14 protein-coding genes and 2 pseudogenes are annotated in these 15,214 nt (G+C 48.7%); 5 read left to right on the top strand and 11 right to left on the bottom strand.

Annotation, left to right across the window (positions count from 1 at the left end; genetic code table 11):
* Nucleotides 1-375: 375 nt before the first annotated feature.
* Genes MUG06_RS17810 through MUG06_RS17780 form a run of 7 tightly spaced genes read right to left on the bottom strand, consistent with a single transcriptional unit; the run spans nt 376 to nt 7,572 of the window.
* Nucleotides 376-1,761 carry an amidohydrolase gene (locus tag MUG06_RS17810; RefSeq protein ID WP_243079490.1) on the bottom strand — a complete coding sequence of 462 codons (1,386 nt, stop codon included), beginning with the start codon at nt 1,759-1,761 and terminating at the stop codon, nt 376-378.
* Nucleotides 1,761-2,531 carry a cysteine hydrolase family protein gene (locus MUG06_RS17805; protein WP_215844785.1) on the bottom strand — a complete coding sequence of 257 codons (771 nt, stop codon included), beginning with the start codon at nt 2,529-2,531 and terminating at the stop codon, nt 1,761-1,763. The genes MUG06_RS17810 and MUG06_RS17805 overlap by 1 nt, the downstream gene beginning before the upstream one ends.
* A gap of 1 nt (nt 2,532) precedes the next feature.
* Nucleotides 2,533-2,955 (bottom strand): cupin domain-containing protein, encoded by a 423-nt coding sequence (locus MUG06_RS17800; protein ID WP_243079489.1) that lies wholly within the window; start codon nt 2,953-2,955, stop codon nt 2,533-2,535.
* Between the two features lie 3 nt (nt 2,956-2,958).
* Nucleotides 2,959-3,897, bottom strand: a complete 939-nt coding sequence (locus MUG06_RS17795; RefSeq protein ID WP_243079488.1) for an ABC transporter permease — start codon at nt 3,895-3,897, stop codon at nt 2,959-2,961.
* Nucleotides 3,894-5,012 carry an ABC transporter permease gene (locus MUG06_RS17790; protein WP_243079487.1) on the bottom strand — a complete coding sequence of 373 codons (1,119 nt, stop codon included), beginning with the start codon at nt 5,010-5,012 and terminating at the stop codon, nt 3,894-3,896. Before MUG06_RS17790 ends, MUG06_RS17795 begins: the two co-directional genes overlap by 4 nt.
* Nucleotides 4,993-6,546 carry an ABC transporter ATP-binding protein gene (locus MUG06_RS17785; RefSeq protein WP_243079486.1) on the bottom strand — a complete coding sequence of 518 codons (1,554 nt, stop codon included), beginning with the start codon at nt 6,544-6,546 and terminating at the stop codon, nt 4,993-4,995. The genes MUG06_RS17790 and MUG06_RS17785 overlap by 20 nt, the downstream gene beginning before the upstream one ends.
* 15 nt (nt 6,547-6,561) lie before the next feature.
* Nucleotides 6,562-7,572, bottom strand: a complete 1,011-nt coding sequence (locus MUG06_RS17780; protein WP_215844787.1) for a BMP family protein — start codon at nt 7,570-7,572, stop codon at nt 6,562-6,564.
* Between the two features lie 105 nt (nt 7,573-7,677).
* Here MUG06_RS17780 and MUG06_RS17775 point away from each other — a divergent pair, with 105 nt between their 5' ends.
* On the top strand, nt 7,678-8,577 hold the full coding sequence (locus MUG06_RS17775; protein WP_243079485.1) for a LysR family transcriptional regulator: 900 nt from the start codon (nt 7,678-7,680) through the stop codon (nt 8,575-8,577).
* A 27-nt stretch (nt 8,578-8,604) separates the two neighbouring features.
* Here the strand turns inward: MUG06_RS17775 and MUG06_RS17770 are convergent, their stop codons facing one another.
* Complete coding sequence (locus tag MUG06_RS17770) at nt 8,605-9,432, bottom strand: creatininase family protein (protein WP_243079484.1); 828 nt, start codon at nt 9,430-9,432, stop codon at nt 8,605-8,607.
* 365 nt (nt 9,433-9,797) lie between these two features.
* Here MUG06_RS17770 and MUG06_RS17765 point away from each other — a divergent pair.
* Nucleotides 9,798-9,902, top strand: a pseudogene (locus MUG06_RS17765) (helix-turn-helix domain-containing protein); the annotation flags it as partial.
* Nucleotides 9,903-10,217: 315 nt separating this feature from the next.
* Here MUG06_RS17765 and MUG06_RS17760 read toward each other — a convergent pair.
* Entirely contained in the window at nt 10,218-11,108 is an 891-nt protein-coding gene (locus MUG06_RS17760) for an alpha/beta hydrolase (protein WP_243079483.1), read from the bottom strand.
* 164 nt (nt 11,109-11,272) lie between these two features.
* Between MUG06_RS17760 and MUG06_RS17755 the strand changes: the two genes are divergently transcribed.
* On the top strand, nt 11,273-11,671 hold the full coding sequence (locus MUG06_RS17755) for a helix-turn-helix domain-containing protein (RefSeq protein WP_243079482.1): 399 nt from the start codon (nt 11,273-11,275) through the stop codon (nt 11,669-11,671).
* A gap of 629 nt (nt 11,672-12,300) precedes the next feature.
* On the opposite strand, the gene MUG06_RS17750 is transcribed toward MUG06_RS17755, so the two are convergent.
* Together MUG06_RS17750 and MUG06_RS17745 are read right to left on the bottom strand one after the other, a co-directional pair.
* A complete protein-coding gene (locus MUG06_RS17750) occupies nt 12,301-12,633 on the bottom strand; it encodes a hypothetical protein (RefSeq protein WP_243079481.1) in 333 nt (110 codons plus the stop codon).
* Nucleotides 12,634-12,741: 108 nt separating this feature from the next.
* Nucleotides 12,742-13,233, bottom strand: coding sequence for a hypothetical protein (locus MUG06_RS17745; protein ID WP_243079480.1), 492 nt, complete (start codon nt 13,231-13,233; stop codon nt 12,742-12,744).
* A 352-nt stretch (nt 13,234-13,585) separates the two neighbouring features.
* Between MUG06_RS17745 and MUG06_RS17740 the strand changes: the two genes are divergently transcribed.
* Together MUG06_RS17740 and MUG06_RS17735 are read left to right on the top strand one after the other, a co-directional pair.
* The gene (locus MUG06_RS17740) at nt 13,586-13,945 is read left to right on the top strand and encodes a hypothetical protein (RefSeq protein WP_243079479.1); all 360 of its coding nucleotides are present in this window, start codon (nt 13,586-13,588) and stop codon (nt 13,943-13,945) included.
* 184 nt (nt 13,946-14,129) lie between these two features.
* A pseudogene (locus MUG06_RS17735) lies at nt 14,130-14,651 on the top strand (GNAT family N-acetyltransferase).
* Nucleotides 14,652-15,214: the final 563 nt, after the last annotated feature.

The following is a 15,214-nucleotide window of genomic DNA, read 5'->3' as shown; positions in this document are numbered from 1 at the left end:
AAGCGTCATGATTTTAAATGAACGGTGCTGTAACAAGGCTAGTGGAATTTTAATGGCCTGGCCGCATATTTACGAATCGGGCCAGTTGAGGTGGAAGGACAAACTATTACCAACTCTCCCGTTCTTATTTCATGTTATTAAGAACGGGAGAATGTCTGTTTACCCTTTCCCCGAGATGAATAAACCAGGTGTTGTTCAGGGACGACCGGCATCAACCCTAGCCTGCCACTGCTGAACGCTGGGTCTTGCCAACATCCTGGCGTGGCAGTCACATAATACGACGCACTCTGCCGGGACGGGAAATTTCACTAACGTCGAAAAATCATGCCGCCGATGACGGCAATGTCAGCCACTGAGAACTAGTCACCGGCAACGCTAGAATGCGGATGAGCGCCATTGGCGTTGCTTGTTGTTGCCGGTACGTACCGCCAGAGAATGCGCTGCCCGTTGTGAACGCGCCATGACTTCTCTCTGATCAAGATGCGTGAATTCTCCGTCTCGCAATAGCCATTTACCATCAACAAAGACATCACTGACTTCATGCCCCAGAGCAGAATAAACAAGAGATGAGACCGGATGATGGATGGGTGTCATTGCCGGATGACGCGTATCGACAATGACAACATCAGCACGCTTGCCAGGTTCAAGTGAGCCGACAAGATGATCAAGACCAATTGCACGCGCCCCATCAATGGTTGCCATTTCCAGCACCTTTTCAGCGGTCATGATGGTGGGATCGCGATGGACTCCTTTTTGCATCAAAGCGGCGACTTTCATGGCCTGAAACAGGCTGTGATTATTGCTGCTGGCAGGACCATCTGAACCTAAACCCACGGTTAAACCCGCCGCCAGCATTTCCGGGATGGGCGGCACGCCAGATGCGAGATAAAGGTTGCTGCAAGGATTGTGTGAAACGCGAGTGTCATGATGTTTTAAGGCGCGGATATCGCGGGAGCTGCACTGCACACAATGAACCGCCAGCACATCGGAACCAAGAAAACCAATTTCGCTGAGAAATTCAGTATCTGTTGCCTGAAAGCGCAGCTTTGCCTGTTCGATTTCGAAGTCAGTTTCGGCCACATGGGTGGTGATCATAACGCCTGTTTCATCTGCCAGCTTGCGCGTCCCTCTCAGCACCTTTTCATCCAGTGCCCAAATCATACTGGGCGCAATACCGACTTTTACGCGCCCATCAGGGCGATGGTATTTGTGGATCACTGCCCGGGCATCTGCCAACGCCTGTTCCGGCGTTTCAATCAATTCTGTCGGGATGCCATGTTCAGCACCGCTGGTGAGGAAACCTCGGCAAACGTGTCCACGTATTCCACTGATTTCAAATGCTTCAATGACTTTCGCCGTCAGGCCCGGTTTGGGATGCGCGTACATAAAATCAACCAGTGATGTCACGCCGGAGCGCAGCGATTCAATGCAACCATGCAGCGCAGCAGCGAAAACGTCCTCTTCAGTGAGCGCAACAGCACTCGGACCCGTCATGCAGGTAAACCACTTTTTGAGCACCATATCATCACCCAATCCCTTCAACAGGGTTTGAAACAGATGCGTATGGGTATTGACCATGCCTGGCATGATAATGCGTTCACGGCAATCAACGGTCTCTGCTTCTGGATAGGCTTTTGCCAGCGCTGTCCGTGTTCCAATCGCACTGATCCTGTCATCTTCAATCACCAGACTGGCTTGTTCTAAGATTTCACGCTGCGGGTTCATGGTGATGATCCAGCCATCAGCAAGCAAGTAGCTCATTAATCTGCCTTAAGTTGGTGAAGGATTTCAGTGGAGTTGACCACGAAGCCAAAGCACTGCTGCACGTTGTAAAGCGTTGCATCACGGCAATAGTCCGGGGAGGTGGTGGCGCTGCAATCTTCTAGCAGCAGACAGTCATAACCGCGGAAATTGGCGTCCTGTAACGTACAGAGCACGCACTGATCGACATTGACGCCAGCGAACAGCAGCGTAGTGACATCCAGATTACGCAAGATGCTATCGAGTTCGGTATCCTGAAAGCCGGACATGCGGTACTTGTTTACGTGAATATCATCTTCACTGGGCTTCAGTTCATCAACCACTGCCGCTGCCCAACTGCCCGCTTCCAATACAGGTGCACCAGAAATCGGAAGCGGATCGCCCAGCCCAATGCCGTCGCCTTGTGGGTTGTAGACGTGAAGCAGGGCGGGGCTCAGATTCAATTTGTCCGGCCGGTTGCCCCAGTTAAGCCAAATGATCGGGACATCAGCCTCTCTTAACGTCGGAAGTAACTGTTGCAGCGGCGAAATCGGCGCGCGGGCGGGATTGATATCAACGCCCAGGTTGCCCAGCCAGCCATCGGGATGACAAAAATCATTCTGCATATCCACCACCACCAGTGCGCTGCGGTTTAGATCGATAATCACAGAACGATTACGCGTCTCAAGCGTAGCGGATCGCGATTGTCTTGTGGGCCGAAGCGTATCGACCACCTCCGGCGAGACCCGCCACTGGTTTTGTTGGGTGCTGCCTAATACATACGCTGGCATATTACTCTCCCGACAACATGGATAAATCTTCTGCATCCAGCGTGACTGACTCACCGCTTCGGATGAGCTCTGAAAATCCTTCATTGGGTGTCATCACCGTTAGCGTATACAGTTTTCCTGTACCCGTGTTGCGAATGGCGTGATCGTTGCCTGGGTGAAGCAACAGCGAGTCGCCTTTTTTGATCGTTACCTCCTCATCGTTACAGCGGGCAATCCCTTCACCGTGCAGCACATAAAAAAATTCGTGGGCAGTTGCATGTTCGTTTGGGGGTGTCGCGCCACCAACATTAAAAATCTCGACGACAAAAATATTCTCAATATCGTCCAGGGGTTTATCAAACAGGATGGCAAAATAATTACTGCTGTCAGCACTGATACGGAATGCCTGAACATCTGCGATATTATTAAAACGAAATTTTTTCATGTTTTATTCCTTACGATATGGCTGGGTTAACGCGCTGGGTTGTAGCGTGCGGCCTACCACGCCAGACATGGCCAAAATGGTCAGCAAATAGGGCAGGGCGAGCAGAAGTTGGGGTGGCAGCGTGTTTTCAAACAGTTGTAGTGATAACTGCAGTGCATCTGCTGCCCCGAAGATAAATGCAGCCACCATCGCCTTGAGTGGACTCCAGCGGCCAAATATCACAATGGCCAGCGCGATAAAACCTTGCCCGCTAACGATGTTGTCGCGAAACAAACCAATTTGTGCGGTAACCAGATAGCCGCCCGCCAGTCCGGCACCCACGCAGGAAAACAGCACACCCCACGTGCGGATTTTCAACACATTGAGACCCGCAGCGTGCGCAGCACGAGGATTTTCTCCCACGGCCCGTAAAGAGAGGCCAAAGCGGGTATGGAACAGGCCATAGTGCGCCACTACCGCCAGTATCAACGTCAGATAAAGCGGCAGCGGCTGCTGAAATAAGATCGGGCCGATAAACGGCAATGACGAAAGTAGCGGTATATGCCAGGGTTCGAGCATCGGAATCGTCGGCGATGAGGCCGTACCCATAACCAGCGCGTAGATCCAAGTCGCGAGACCCGCAGCAAAAATATTGAAGACTATGCCAACTACAATCTGACTGGCATGGGCGCGTAAATAGAGGGCGGCAAGCACGCAACCGACGATGAGTCCGCCTACGCCGCCTGCGATAAACCCGAGTGCGGTCGAGCCGCTGGCGACAGCCGTCATATAGCTGGTCAATGCGCCCATTAAAATGGTGCCTTCAATACCAATGTTTAATACGCCAGACCGTTCGGCATAGATTTCTCCCAGTGCGGCCAGCAGCACTGGCCCAGCAAGGCGAATTGCCGCAGCCAGCCAACTGATAAAAAATGCCGTATCAAGGTTTGCCAATGCGCTCATGATTTATCCTCCGCGAGCTGACAACGTCGCTTATTCAGGCCGGGTATGCGCAATCGGTAATAGCGCAACATATCGCCTGCCAAAATCAGTAACACCACCAGACTTTGCAGGATCAGTACCACCGAGGTGGGTAACCCGGTTTGCCGCTGCATTGCGCTACCGCCAACTTCGAGACCGCCATAAAGAATGGCTGTGGGGATCACCAACAAGGGATTTAGTCGTGCTAACAGAGCCACAACGACGCCAATAAATCCGACCCCGCCAGAGATGCCTTCCATTAATCGGTGTTGAACGCCGAGTACGGCGCAAAGACCGGCCAATGCCGCCAGGCCACCGCCAAGGAAAATGGCACCCATTTGACGACGATTTACATCAATGCCGCCATATCGGGCTGCGCGAAGATTAAGGCCAGCCACTTTTATCTCATAACCGGCAGGCGTCGCGCGCAAGAGCCAAAACACAAACAGCGTGGCGACCAGCGCAATAGCAATGCCCCAGTGGGCGCGCATACCGCTCATCACGAAGGGCAGCCAGCTCTCCACCGGCAGGCGTGGGGTCTGTGGCAAATCTCCTGGCGCGCGCATTGGCCCAGAGACCAGATACTGCACAATAAATACCGCCACATAATTGGCCATCAGTGAGATCAGTACATCATTTCCGCCAAAGCGTACGCGCAAGGCGCCCACCCAACCGGCCCAGATTGCGCCGGCCAGAAAGGCGGCGAGCAACACCAGTGGCCAGTAGAGCAATGGGGGAATAGACCAGGGAAAGCCCTGTGGCGTGCCCGCTAATGCAATCCAACTTGCAGCAGTGGCGCCCACAAGAAAGCAGCCTTCAAATCCGATATAACCCAGACCTGCACGCCAAACCACAATGGTGGCCAAGGCGATCAGTATGAGCGGTGTGGCTTGCACCGTGCTGAGGCCAATGCTGCGTAGTGAGCCAAATGCCTCATCAAACAGAAAGCTATAGGCCGCCAGCGGGTTGCCGCCGAAGGGGATAAACAGCAGCCCGGCAATGACAAAAGCGGCAAAAATGCCGCAAAAGCTGGACAGCATGACTGCGGAGGTTGATTCAGCCGGGGCGAGACGACGCTCAAGCAGCTTCTTCATCATTGCCCTCTTTATTAGCCAGATGCGCGCCCGCCATCAGCGCGCCGATTTGTTCTGGTGTGGCGTCTGCGGCATTGAGTACACCCGCGATCTGGCCGTTGTACATCACGGCAATGCGGTCGGAAAGATTCATGATCTCTTCCAGCTCCGCTGAAATCATTAAAATGGCGCAGCCCCGATCACGTGCTGCAATCAGCCCTTGCCATACGCTTTCAATCGCCCCGACATCCAGCCCGCGAGTCGGCTGTTCAACCACCAGCAAACAGGGCTCACTCGCCACTTCTCGACCCAAGATCAGCTTCTGCAAATTGCCGCCGGATAATTTACCGGCCTCAAAATCGACGTCTGGTGTGCGTACCGCAAAACGCGCAATGATGTCGCGCGCATGTTGACTCATCCGTTGTCGATCCAGCAGCCAACCTCCCGCACGCGTGAAGCTGCGATGAGTGCCAAGCATGGCATTATCAGTGATAGAGAGCTCAGTCACTGAGCCGACACCCCGACGATCGGCCGGTATAAAACCCATTCCTTTATTGCGGCGTTCAGCGGGCGATGCATCACTGATATCTTCGCCGTTTAAACGAATATGGCCGGCTTCGATTTCTCGTAGATTAAGCAGCGCTTCGGCCAGTTCTGACTGTCCATTTCCGTCTACGCCAGCAACACCGAGAATTTCACCCGCTGCTACGGTCAGTGAAACGCGCCAGATTTTTTGTTGGCCGCTCGCATCACGCACGGCGATATTGTCAACATGCAGCACAGTGTTGCCCGGCTTGCACGGTTGCTTCTCTACTCGAAGCACTACATCGCGGCCCACCATTCGGCGAGCCAGATCGCGTTCCGAGGTCTCTTCTATGGCTACGGAATCGACCATCTTTCCGCCCCGCATTACAGAGACGTGATCGGCGATTGCCATGATTTCATAGAGTTTATGGGTAACAATAACCACTGAGCGGCCCTCTGCGCACAGCGAGTGCAGCGTTGAAAACAGGCCCGCTTTTTCTTGTGGTGTCAGTACTGCGGTGGGTTCATCCAGGATCAACACTTGCGCGTTGCGATAGAGCAGTTTAAGAATTTCAACACGCTGCTGTACGCCGATAGGAAGGTGTTGCACTTTTGCCCAAGGATCTATTGCCAGCCCATGCTTATCCGACAACGCCTGCAAACGTTCTGCCGCCGCTTTCAAATTAAGTACGCCGCTGGTGTTTTCCTTCAGGCCCAGCACGACGTTCTCAACAACCGACATGGGTTGCACCAGCATAAATTCCTGATGCACCATACCGATACCACAGGCTATGGCGTCGCTGGGATCGCGGAAACTTACTGCTTTGCCATCCACCACTATCTCACCTTCATCTGGCTGATAAAGTCCGTACAGGATCTGCATTAAAGTGCTTTTTCCGGCGCCGTTCTCTCCCAACAGCGCATGGATTTCACCTTGCTTGATGCTGAGCGAAACATCGTCATTGGCGGTGACACGGGCAAAGCGTTTAGTAATGTGGTTAAGCGCGATCCGTATAGTAGCCGTTGCTGTCATGACACTATCCGCCTGTTAAACCGTTGGCTTAAGCGCGCCGCTGTCCAGTTGTTGCCAGATCTGCTCGAACGTAGCCCAAGCACTGGCACTCACCAGTTTTTCGTTGTACTGCTTACTGCCATTGACGACCGACCAGGCTTTACCCACGCTTGGGCTCCACTCTTCACCGCCATCAAAATGCTTGCTCGCAACGGACTCACCGACCTGCTCAACCATCCAGTCGAGGTTTTGGCGGAAACTGCATGCCACGAAGTCCGGGGCGACATCTTTCTGATCAACGTAGCATCCCATAGCTTTAACTTTTCCTGCGGCTGCACCCTGCATCGCACCAAGGCCGGTCACGTCAGCGGCATGCCAGATAACATCTGCGCCGTTACCGATCATGGTAGTAGCCGCTTCACGTCCCTTGGCAGCATTGTCGTAATCGCCCGTGACTACGCCCATGCCACGAATACCGGGGCGGGTTTTCTCAGCAGCCTGAATAAAGGCGCGCATCATGGCTTGTTGAGTTGGATTATCGCCACCGCCGACAAAGCCAACAGCTTTGCCGTTATCTGAAATCAGGGCGGCCAGCGCACCCGCGGCGTAAGCGCCCTGGATATAGGCGAGGTTGACATACTCAACGTTGGTCGGCGTCTTTTCGGCGGGTTTAAAGGTGGATGCAAAGAAGTAGGTATCGGGATATTCGGGGGCGATTTCTGCAAACGCCGAACCGTATTCAAAGCTGTGCCCGATAATCAAGCTATAGCCATCGTCGGCATAGCCGCGGATCACTTGTTCCATTTGCGCTTGTGGCACACTTTCGCTGTAAGCCACGCTGAAACCACTGTTTTTGAGATTTTGAAGGCCGGCATAAGCCAGTGAACTCCAACCGCCATCGGCTACCGAGCCGGGCAACAGAAGCGCAATTTTTACGTTGTTGTTCGCTGCTAAAGCTTTGCGTGACAGAAGGGGAGCCATTGCTGGCAGCAATAGCGCACCAGCCACTAATTTTGCAAAATGTCTGCGGGATACGTCTGCCATCATTTCTCTCCGAATGTAGTTAATGATGTATTAATGACCCGGAGTTCATTATCTTAAAAGCATCATTTTTCGTCCTTACTGATGCCTAAAAGGCAACGCAGGAAAATTATGCTTCAGCATCGTCTTTTTGTTTATCTTGATCAGGTTGCACGCAGTGGTTCCATCCGCAAAGCAGCAGAACGTCTGCATATCTCAGCTTCCGCTATTAACCGGCAACTCCTCGCGTTAGAGGAAGAACTGGGCACACCGCTGTTCCAGCGTCTGCCGCGAAAAATGGTCCTGACTGCGGCTGGCGAAGCGCTGATTTATCATGTGCGTCTGAGTTTTAAAGAGATTGAATGGGCGCAAATGAAAATTGAGGAGCTGAAAGGGTTGCGTCGAGGGGAAGTGACCATTGCGATGATGAGCGGGCTGGCGGCGAATTTGATCCCGCGTACAGCCTCTGAATTTCGGCGAGCAAATCCACGCGTCAAACTTAATCTGCAGCAATTAACGACGGGTGAAAATATCACAAACGCTGTGGCGAGCGGCGAGGCAGATTTGGGTATTGGATTTGATTTTGATCTGCAACCAGTACATCGCAACATTGCCAGTGTCGCTGTGCGGCTTGGTGCGGTAGTGGGTGTAGGCCATCCATTGGCAGATAAACCCAGCTTGCGTTTGAGTGATTGCTTACCCTATCCGATTGTTATAGCCGATAAATCAATGGTTATCCGGCCTTATCTCGATGAGGTTTTTGCCCGTGCTTCGGTGAATCTCCAACCAGTGATTGAAACGAATTCGATTGAATTGATGCGTCAGTCGGCCATCATGGATCAAACCCTGACTTTCCTGACGCCCATAGATATTGAGTTTGACCAGCGTAGCGGCAGGTTAATCTACATTCCTGTTAGAGAACTTTCGCAGCAAACGCAAACACTGATGCTGATAGGTCACGATCGCGGGACCAGTGCCATTGGTAGCGTTTTTGCCGAAACGATTAAAAGTATGATGTCGGAATTATGCTGAAGCAGGCCCATATGGGCCTGCTCTGAACTATTCCTGACGGCTTGAAAATGCCGTAGTAGAACGCAGCATCTTCATTTCACATTCATGCACTTCTTTAATCAACGTCAATAAAGCCTGAGCTGCGCGATCGGTGGCAACTTTACCGCGTTCCGCATCTGCTGCAGAAGCGTTACCTGTGGCACCAGAAAGATGCAGATCCTGCGCCATCCAGCCAAAACCCACACCGCCTTCGGGTGTTAAAATGCCGCCTTTGGCTTCAAGGGCAACGGAGGCAGAAACAAAGTTATCAGCATGATCCATTTGCACTAACTCAGGATGCAGATGCAGCATCATGCTTGTTTCAGACTCACCACCATGGATGCCATGCTGCATTTCGTGGGCGCTGTAGAGATCAGAGGCATCAATGGTATGAAACCAGCTCGCACTGACGGCCAACATGCCTAACTCTATGCGCAACTGACGGCAAACTATCTCCATCAACTGCGGTTGGCCACCGTGTGAATTCCAGAAAATAATCTTACGAATACCCGCTCGCCAGGCACATTTCGCCATCTCAAACCACACTTTACCCAGTACTTCATAAGGCAGAGAAAGCGTTCCTGGATAGGCGATATGCTCATCTGATTTGCCAACCGGTACGGCTGGCATAAACAAGACGGGCAAGTCTGATGGCAACAGCTCAACTGCACGATTAACAATGCCTGCATTGATGGCCGCATCCACCCTGACCGGTAAATGGGGCCCATGCTGCTCTACTGCGCCGACAGGCAATACCGCCACGATATTAGCCATATCCAGTTCACTAAATTCACGGGTGGATAAGTCCCACCACCAGGGTGAAGAAGGTTTGTTCATGTTTTCCTCCATTTTTGAATAACATAGTCTTTTCCCTGTTCATTGGAAGAAACATAATTCGTCCTGCCTGTTGCCTTTTAGGCATCATTGAATAGGCAATTTAGTGAGGGAATATCGTTGGGACAACTGACGTTGCTTTAGATGGATACAGCAGGAAAAGCGTACTTTGGACGGTTTACTTCGATAATTGCGTTTACCTATCGAAATGGTTGTTTACGCCTGAAAAATGGAAGAGTCATGGAGGGGGGCCGCTTGGAAAACGGAAAATATCTTATGCAAGCCTGTTTTCTGTACAGACTACTCTCCACTGAGCGTAATGCGCGGTATTTACCCTGTCCCAGTTTGAGGTTTGTTCGCCAGACGTAATCCCCGCTCAGGTTGATAATACCGGGATAAGCACTAGTGCCATTGCACATGAAGTTAATACTACCCGGCAAACCATACTCAGGGTAAAAGCAGGGCAGCAATAATCCTGCATACAGAAACGGCTTCAGACGCTACCGACTTTGACCGTCCGCTTTGGGCCAAAAGCGGAGATTGCCGTCCCTGGCCATTAAATGAATAATTCGTTAATCGCTGACATTTTATTGAGAAAAGCCGAGGGGCCTATTACCGGTTTTGGTTATTAAGGGAGAATCCACGTTTCGCTACTAATCTGACTCACCACCCATCTGTTGTCGCTTTAGCGGTAAAAAAGACCTGGCGGCTTCTGGCGAGTCGCAATCACTTCATACGACTAAAAATGTCAGCTCTCAAACCGCGTATTCTGCTTTCTCATTTGGAAATCAAAGCTCATCAATCCAGGCCGTCACGGCTTTGTTCACGTCCTCACTGCGATCCTGCATAATCCAGTGACCCGTCTGCGTCCAGTAGTCTGTTTTTGACTTTGGGTTTGCAAACCATGTCCGCATATTCCCTGCCTGAGTGGCATCGCGACAAAGGTGATAAACAGGAATCGTTAAGCTACGACAAAAATTCTCACTCGCTTTGCCAATACCCACTTGTCCCGCACCCAGAAACAGTGGACCGAATGATTCCCGTATCACATGCAGCGGCACACCCTGAAGACGTCTTGCATGCCAGCGCTTAAACGCTGGCGGGGTACTTTTATCGTAAAAAAGTTCAAATAACGCCGGACCGGTCAAATAGGGATCGCCGTTTTGCAGGTCATCAACCGCTTTCTGAAAAAGCGCCGCCTGTGTATCCGGGAATCCCATCGAACCATCTATAGAGACAACAGCACTCACTAAGTCAGGTCTTTTCGCTGCAAGACGAGCTGCAATCTGGCCACCCATGGAATGGCCAATAAGAATAAATTTTTGGCCAGGATAGTGTGTCAAAATCAGTGCTTCAATATCGGCAACATAGTCAGCAGGAGCATAATGTCCTGATGGCATAACCTGCGATCGTCCATGCCCGCGTAAATCAACAGCCACCGTACGGTATTTGCTTTCAAGCTCGGGTAATTGCCAGCTCCAGTCATGCGAATCACACGTCCAGCCATGTAAAACCATTATGTTTTTGCCTTCCCCTTTTTCCGTATAAAAAAGTTTGGCCGTCGACGAATCCTTTGGCGCAAAATGTGCCGGACTTGCTTTCACTGTCGCCGAAATAACGGTGGCGCTGGCGAAGGCCAGCAGGTTACGTCGGGACAGAGAGAACTTTTCTTCTTTCATAATGGGTCCTTAGTACTCGCTAAATATTTGTCCTGCCGTTTTATTTAGCAGAAGATGCGGTTGGGAGTGAGATATTTATACCAACGTCAGTAGCATGGTATATAACATTCAATTAAGGTCAATTACGCACTTTTAAGCGAGTAGATATACTGAAGGATACCTATATGACAAACATTGTTGATCCCGTTTTTTTTGCGGACTGTGCCGCGCGTGTCTTTTTCGATCAGGTAGCAAACAAATGGAGTGTAATGATACTGACTTTACTCAATGAAAATACAATGCGTTTTAATGAAATGAAGCGCAGCATGGAAGGGATAACACACAAAGCACTCACCCAGGCGTTGCGTAAAATGGAACGTAACGGGTTGATTAACCGTACGGTTTTGCCCACTTCTCCGGTTGCAGTAGAATACGCCATCACCGAACTTGGCCGCTCTTTGCAAAAACCTTTTAGCGCCATGTATGATTGGGCGATTAATCATCTTGAACTTATTGAAAAAGCACAGGAAGCGTATGATGCCAGCGCTTCTGTGATTAATGAAAATAGTCGTTTGCAGAAATAAAATGAGGGCTTTGCATGAACCTGACTTAACACCCGTCAAATAATTAAAATAAAAGACTTTGAATGTTGAGTCATTATTTGGCACGTGCGTGGTATTAAGTGAAGCCACTTTTACACGCCCTTATTAAAATAACCCTCTCATTCTGTTTCTATTATTTAGATAACGGCTGTTGACATGTGGGATTTAAAGATCCTTTTAAAAAATTTATAAAATCGGATGGAGCTCCATCCGGACGAAAAAACCTTATGACATATTTAAGTATGCCCGACTGTCGCTGACATTAATGTTATGCCTTTTAGACCATTACTGGTTTTGCTGAAAGTGACTTTTAGGTTATGCCACATAACTGCTATTAAACTGATGACAATAAGAAAGTAGCGCTGTAATGCATATAAAATTTCGGCTATATCATCTTGTTGAAAGCATCCCTGATATTTAGGTTGACCTTTAAGTTAGTGACAATCGAATGATGACATTCACTCAATGTCCGCTTTGTGCCAACAGCGGACACAATCATCTCTAAGATCAAAGATTGTCATTATCTACCGCGGTTAAGGTAACAAGGCACTACGGTCGAAAATATACCAACGAGTAGTTCAATGTTATAGAAAAAATAATTAATGCAATACCTACATTTCCCAATGGTCATCCACCCATGAGGCGGGGCAATCATCGATGCGAACATCCCATTCTGCTGTTGATAATACAGATGTTAAATGCGTGATAGCATTTAGCCAATAAATAACTGACTCAACGATAGTATTTTCGTCTTGATAAGGGAGTTTAATTGCCCCTTCCAGTATGTATTCATCTGATGGCGCGCTGTAAAATGATAGTGTTTCACCTTCATCTTTGTAAGGGAAACTCTCATTAAAAACATCTACAATTGACAATAAATGTACGCTCTCCACTGCATTAATAGGTAGATTTCTTATGGCTGAATAATAAATAGATACGCTCATATATGTTCCTAAATTGCAATTATGAGTTTGGATACAACAATTCTAGATTGAAGAAAATGCAAGAAAAGTAATTAATTACTCTCCATTCTTTTATTCTATAATTTTAATTCACTGACAATATTTCTCGTAAAGATCATTGAACGACTTGATTTGCAAGCGATATTCACTCACGAAGAATTCATCGTCAAATGTGTATAAAATGGGTCGGCGTGAGTATTTTACATTCAATATCAGATGATATGGCTCAGCAGAAATAAAACGAGCACCTATTTTTCGATTAATTTCTGTTTGACCAGAAATGATTCCGAACACATAATCCTCATCCTCAAAGTGATGGGTTTTCATTTCGGAGAATGATATTGGCTTTGAAAAATCGATATCACTATCGCAAAAACCCAACATCATTTTCTTCAAATGTGAACTTGAAGGTTCTTTTGCTAAAAAACCTTTGAATAAATCACAACTGCCCGGTGAACTCGCTACCTTTTTAAGAAAACCAATCACATATGGCTTAATTTGTTCATGCTGAAAATTTTCTTGGCCATACGAAACTGGAACTATAGATGTTAGAAGCGACGCTGATAAAACCACACCTTTCATGAGCCTTCTTCCTTGAATGGACGTGCATGTTACATCGGCAAAAAAAATTCATAACTTTAATAACTTGGGATTTTAAACCACATTAGACGGATAAATCACCTTGTGATGCAATCAGTCCGTTCCTTGCTCGAAGCGGACCGTGGGCCAGCGCGAGTCCGCTTTATGCCATAAGCGAAGACGCATAACGTTGGCTCATCTGAGTTCAGTGTTACTGCATGTAAAATGCGTTGCATGCTTTCATGTCAGATAAAGTGAATGAGTATTACTATTTAGAATAAGAGCCTTAGCTCGTAATATTTCACTACTTGAACTTTGCAATCCGTGCGTATAAAGGGTATCGACAAGGAGAGTTATGACTAACAAAACGATTTATTTTATCCACCGCCCGAGCCCTACGTTAGGTCGTTCGCCTTTACATGGCGGGTATTTCCCTTACTTTCTGACTGAGAAGTTTATTAAAAGTTTGCAAAGAGAACTCGACAGGAGGGGGTTACCCTGGCAGGTGATGCCAGATGATACCGGCTCAGATATTGAAGCACTAATTGCACGTAAGGCTGCGTTGCTTGTCTGCGCTCCGGGGCTCAGGTTTCAGTTTTATCATCAGGGATTTGAGAAACCTAACATTATCTGGTTAGGTTTTATGGAGTACGTTTCTGTCGACATATCTGCGATCATCAACAGGCTTAGCGAGCTGGTATCAGCGGATACTTAGGGCAAAGTCAGGTATCCGCTTTATGTACCCAAACGTCCGCTCTTCGCTCATAAAGGGCCTTGCCCCGTGCAAATGTCTGCTTTGTGCCAGAAGCGGACATTGGTACAGTTTGATTGCCCGTGAAAGAAGAACCGTTCATGGTGGTAAAACAGCCGCATCAAGTATGCTAAAACCAGGAGAAGTGATGACTGCTCAGCAAGCACCTCGACTTGAAACAGAACGACTGATTTTAAAGTAATTTACGCTCGACGAGTTTCCAACGCTTATGGCGTGCTGGAGCACTCCTGAAATGGCTAAAATTAATGGCGGTGAGAATCCAACAGCAGAAATGGTTTGGACCCGCTTATTACGTTATATCGGGCACTGGCACGCGTTAGGGTATGGCTATTGGGCAGTGTTTGAGAAAACAACAGGTCGTTATGCTGGTTCGTTTGGTTTCCAGGATGCTCATCGTGATATCACACCTGAGTTAAAATACCCTGAAGCTGGATGGACGTTGATTCCTGAGGTTCGTGGCAAAGGTTATGCGTCTGAAGCACTGGCCGCAGTTTTACTATGGGCCGACCAGACATTTTCCTCCCCAGTGTGTTGTATCATTGACGAAGAAAATAAACGTTCAAATTATCTGGCTGAGCGTTTTGGTTTCCAGTTTCAAGATTATGTTAACTATCGCGGTAAGCAGGTACGCATGCTTATACGCCAGTAAGTAATCAAACCATAAAGGCAAATTATTAGCGGGTCATTTGAGGAATTAGCCTTTAAAGGCCTTGGTCGCTTTTCCGCTTTTGCTGAAGCCTGCCTGCGACATTCAAGTATACGCAAATGTCACAGGGTAAATTCCTCCTGAAATCTCCTTATGTCATTATCTTTATGTCATGAGTATGAATGTCATAACCCAAATGTCATCATTTAGTCCGCACTAAGGGTGCACATATGTATTGTTGGCGGCGAGGGCAGTGTATTGCATAACATTTTGCAGGTGCGGTCACTTGATTGAGCCCAGAATAAATAACGCGCTTAGCCTGGGATAATTTCCGTTTTTCAAGCGGACCCCTTATTACACGATTCAGGCGGTAGTTACGTAAAATTGGCAATGATTAAGTCAACATTATGTCTTGCTCCGTTGGCTGTTTTCATCGCACGCATAACGTTAAGGGAGTGATTTTGGGCTTGTAAATTAATCAGTCTTATCAAAGCAAAGGAAAGTAATGAAACTAGTTACATCATCCTTTAAAACGATTAATACCCTTGGCCCGCAGCCAAGGCGAG

Origin of the sequence: Pantoea sp. MQR6 (assembly GCF_022761075.1) — a bacterium.
GTDB lineage: Bacteria > Pseudomonadota > Gammaproteobacteria > Enterobacterales > Enterobacteriaceae > Pantoea > Pantoea phytostimulans.
Note: the sequence above shows the minus strand (reverse complement) of the source record. Positions and strands in the feature narration are given on the sequence as shown.

Coding starts and splice junctions, on each gene's coding strand:
- MUG06_RS17810 (WP_243079490.1), bottom strand. CDS start 1,761: ATGAGCTACTTGCTTGCTGATGGCTGGATCATCACCATGAACCCGCAG.
- MUG06_RS17805 (WP_215844785.1), bottom strand. CDS start 2,531: ATGCCAGCGTATGTATTAGGCAGCACCCAACAAAACCAGTGGCGGGTC.
- MUG06_RS17800 (WP_243079489.1), bottom strand. CDS start 2,955: ATGAAAAAATTTCGTTTTAATAATATCGCAGATGTTCAGGCATTCCGT.
- MUG06_RS17795 (WP_243079488.1), bottom strand. CDS start 3,897: ATGAGCGCATTGGCAAACCTTGATACGGCATTTTTTATCAGTTGGCTG.
- MUG06_RS17790 (WP_243079487.1), bottom strand. CDS start 5,012: ATGATGAAGAAGCTGCTTGAGCGTCGTCTCGCCCCGGCTGAATCAACC.
- MUG06_RS17785 (WP_243079486.1), bottom strand. CDS start 6,546: ATGACAGCAACGGCTACTATACGGATCGCGCTTAACCACATTACTAAA.
- MUG06_RS17780 (WP_215844787.1), bottom strand. CDS start 7,572: ATGATGGCAGACGTATCCCGCAGACATTTTGCAAAATTAGTGGCTGGT.
- MUG06_RS17775 (WP_243079485.1), top strand. CDS start 7,678: ATGCTTCAGCATCGTCTTTTTGTTTATCTTGATCAGGTTGCACGCAGT.
- MUG06_RS17770 (WP_243079484.1), bottom strand. CDS start 9,432: ATGAACAAACCTTCTTCACCCTGGTGGTGGGACTTATCCACCCGTGAA.
- MUG06_RS17760 (WP_243079483.1), bottom strand. CDS start 11,108: ATGAAAGAAGAAAAGTTCTCTCTGTCCCGACGTAACCTGCTGGCCTTC.
- MUG06_RS17755 (WP_243079482.1), top strand. CDS start 11,273: ATGACAAACATTGTTGATCCCGTTTTTTTTGCGGACTGTGCCGCGCGT.
- MUG06_RS17750 (WP_243079481.1), bottom strand. CDS start 12,633: ATGAGCGTATCTATTTATTATTCAGCCATAAGAAATCTACCTATTAAT.
- MUG06_RS17745 (WP_243079480.1), bottom strand. CDS start 13,233: ATGAAAGGTGTGGTTTTATCAGCGTCGCTTCTAACATCTATAGTTCCA.
- MUG06_RS17740 (WP_243079479.1), top strand. CDS start 13,586: ATGACTAACAAAACGATTTATTTTATCCACCGCCCGAGCCCTACGTTA.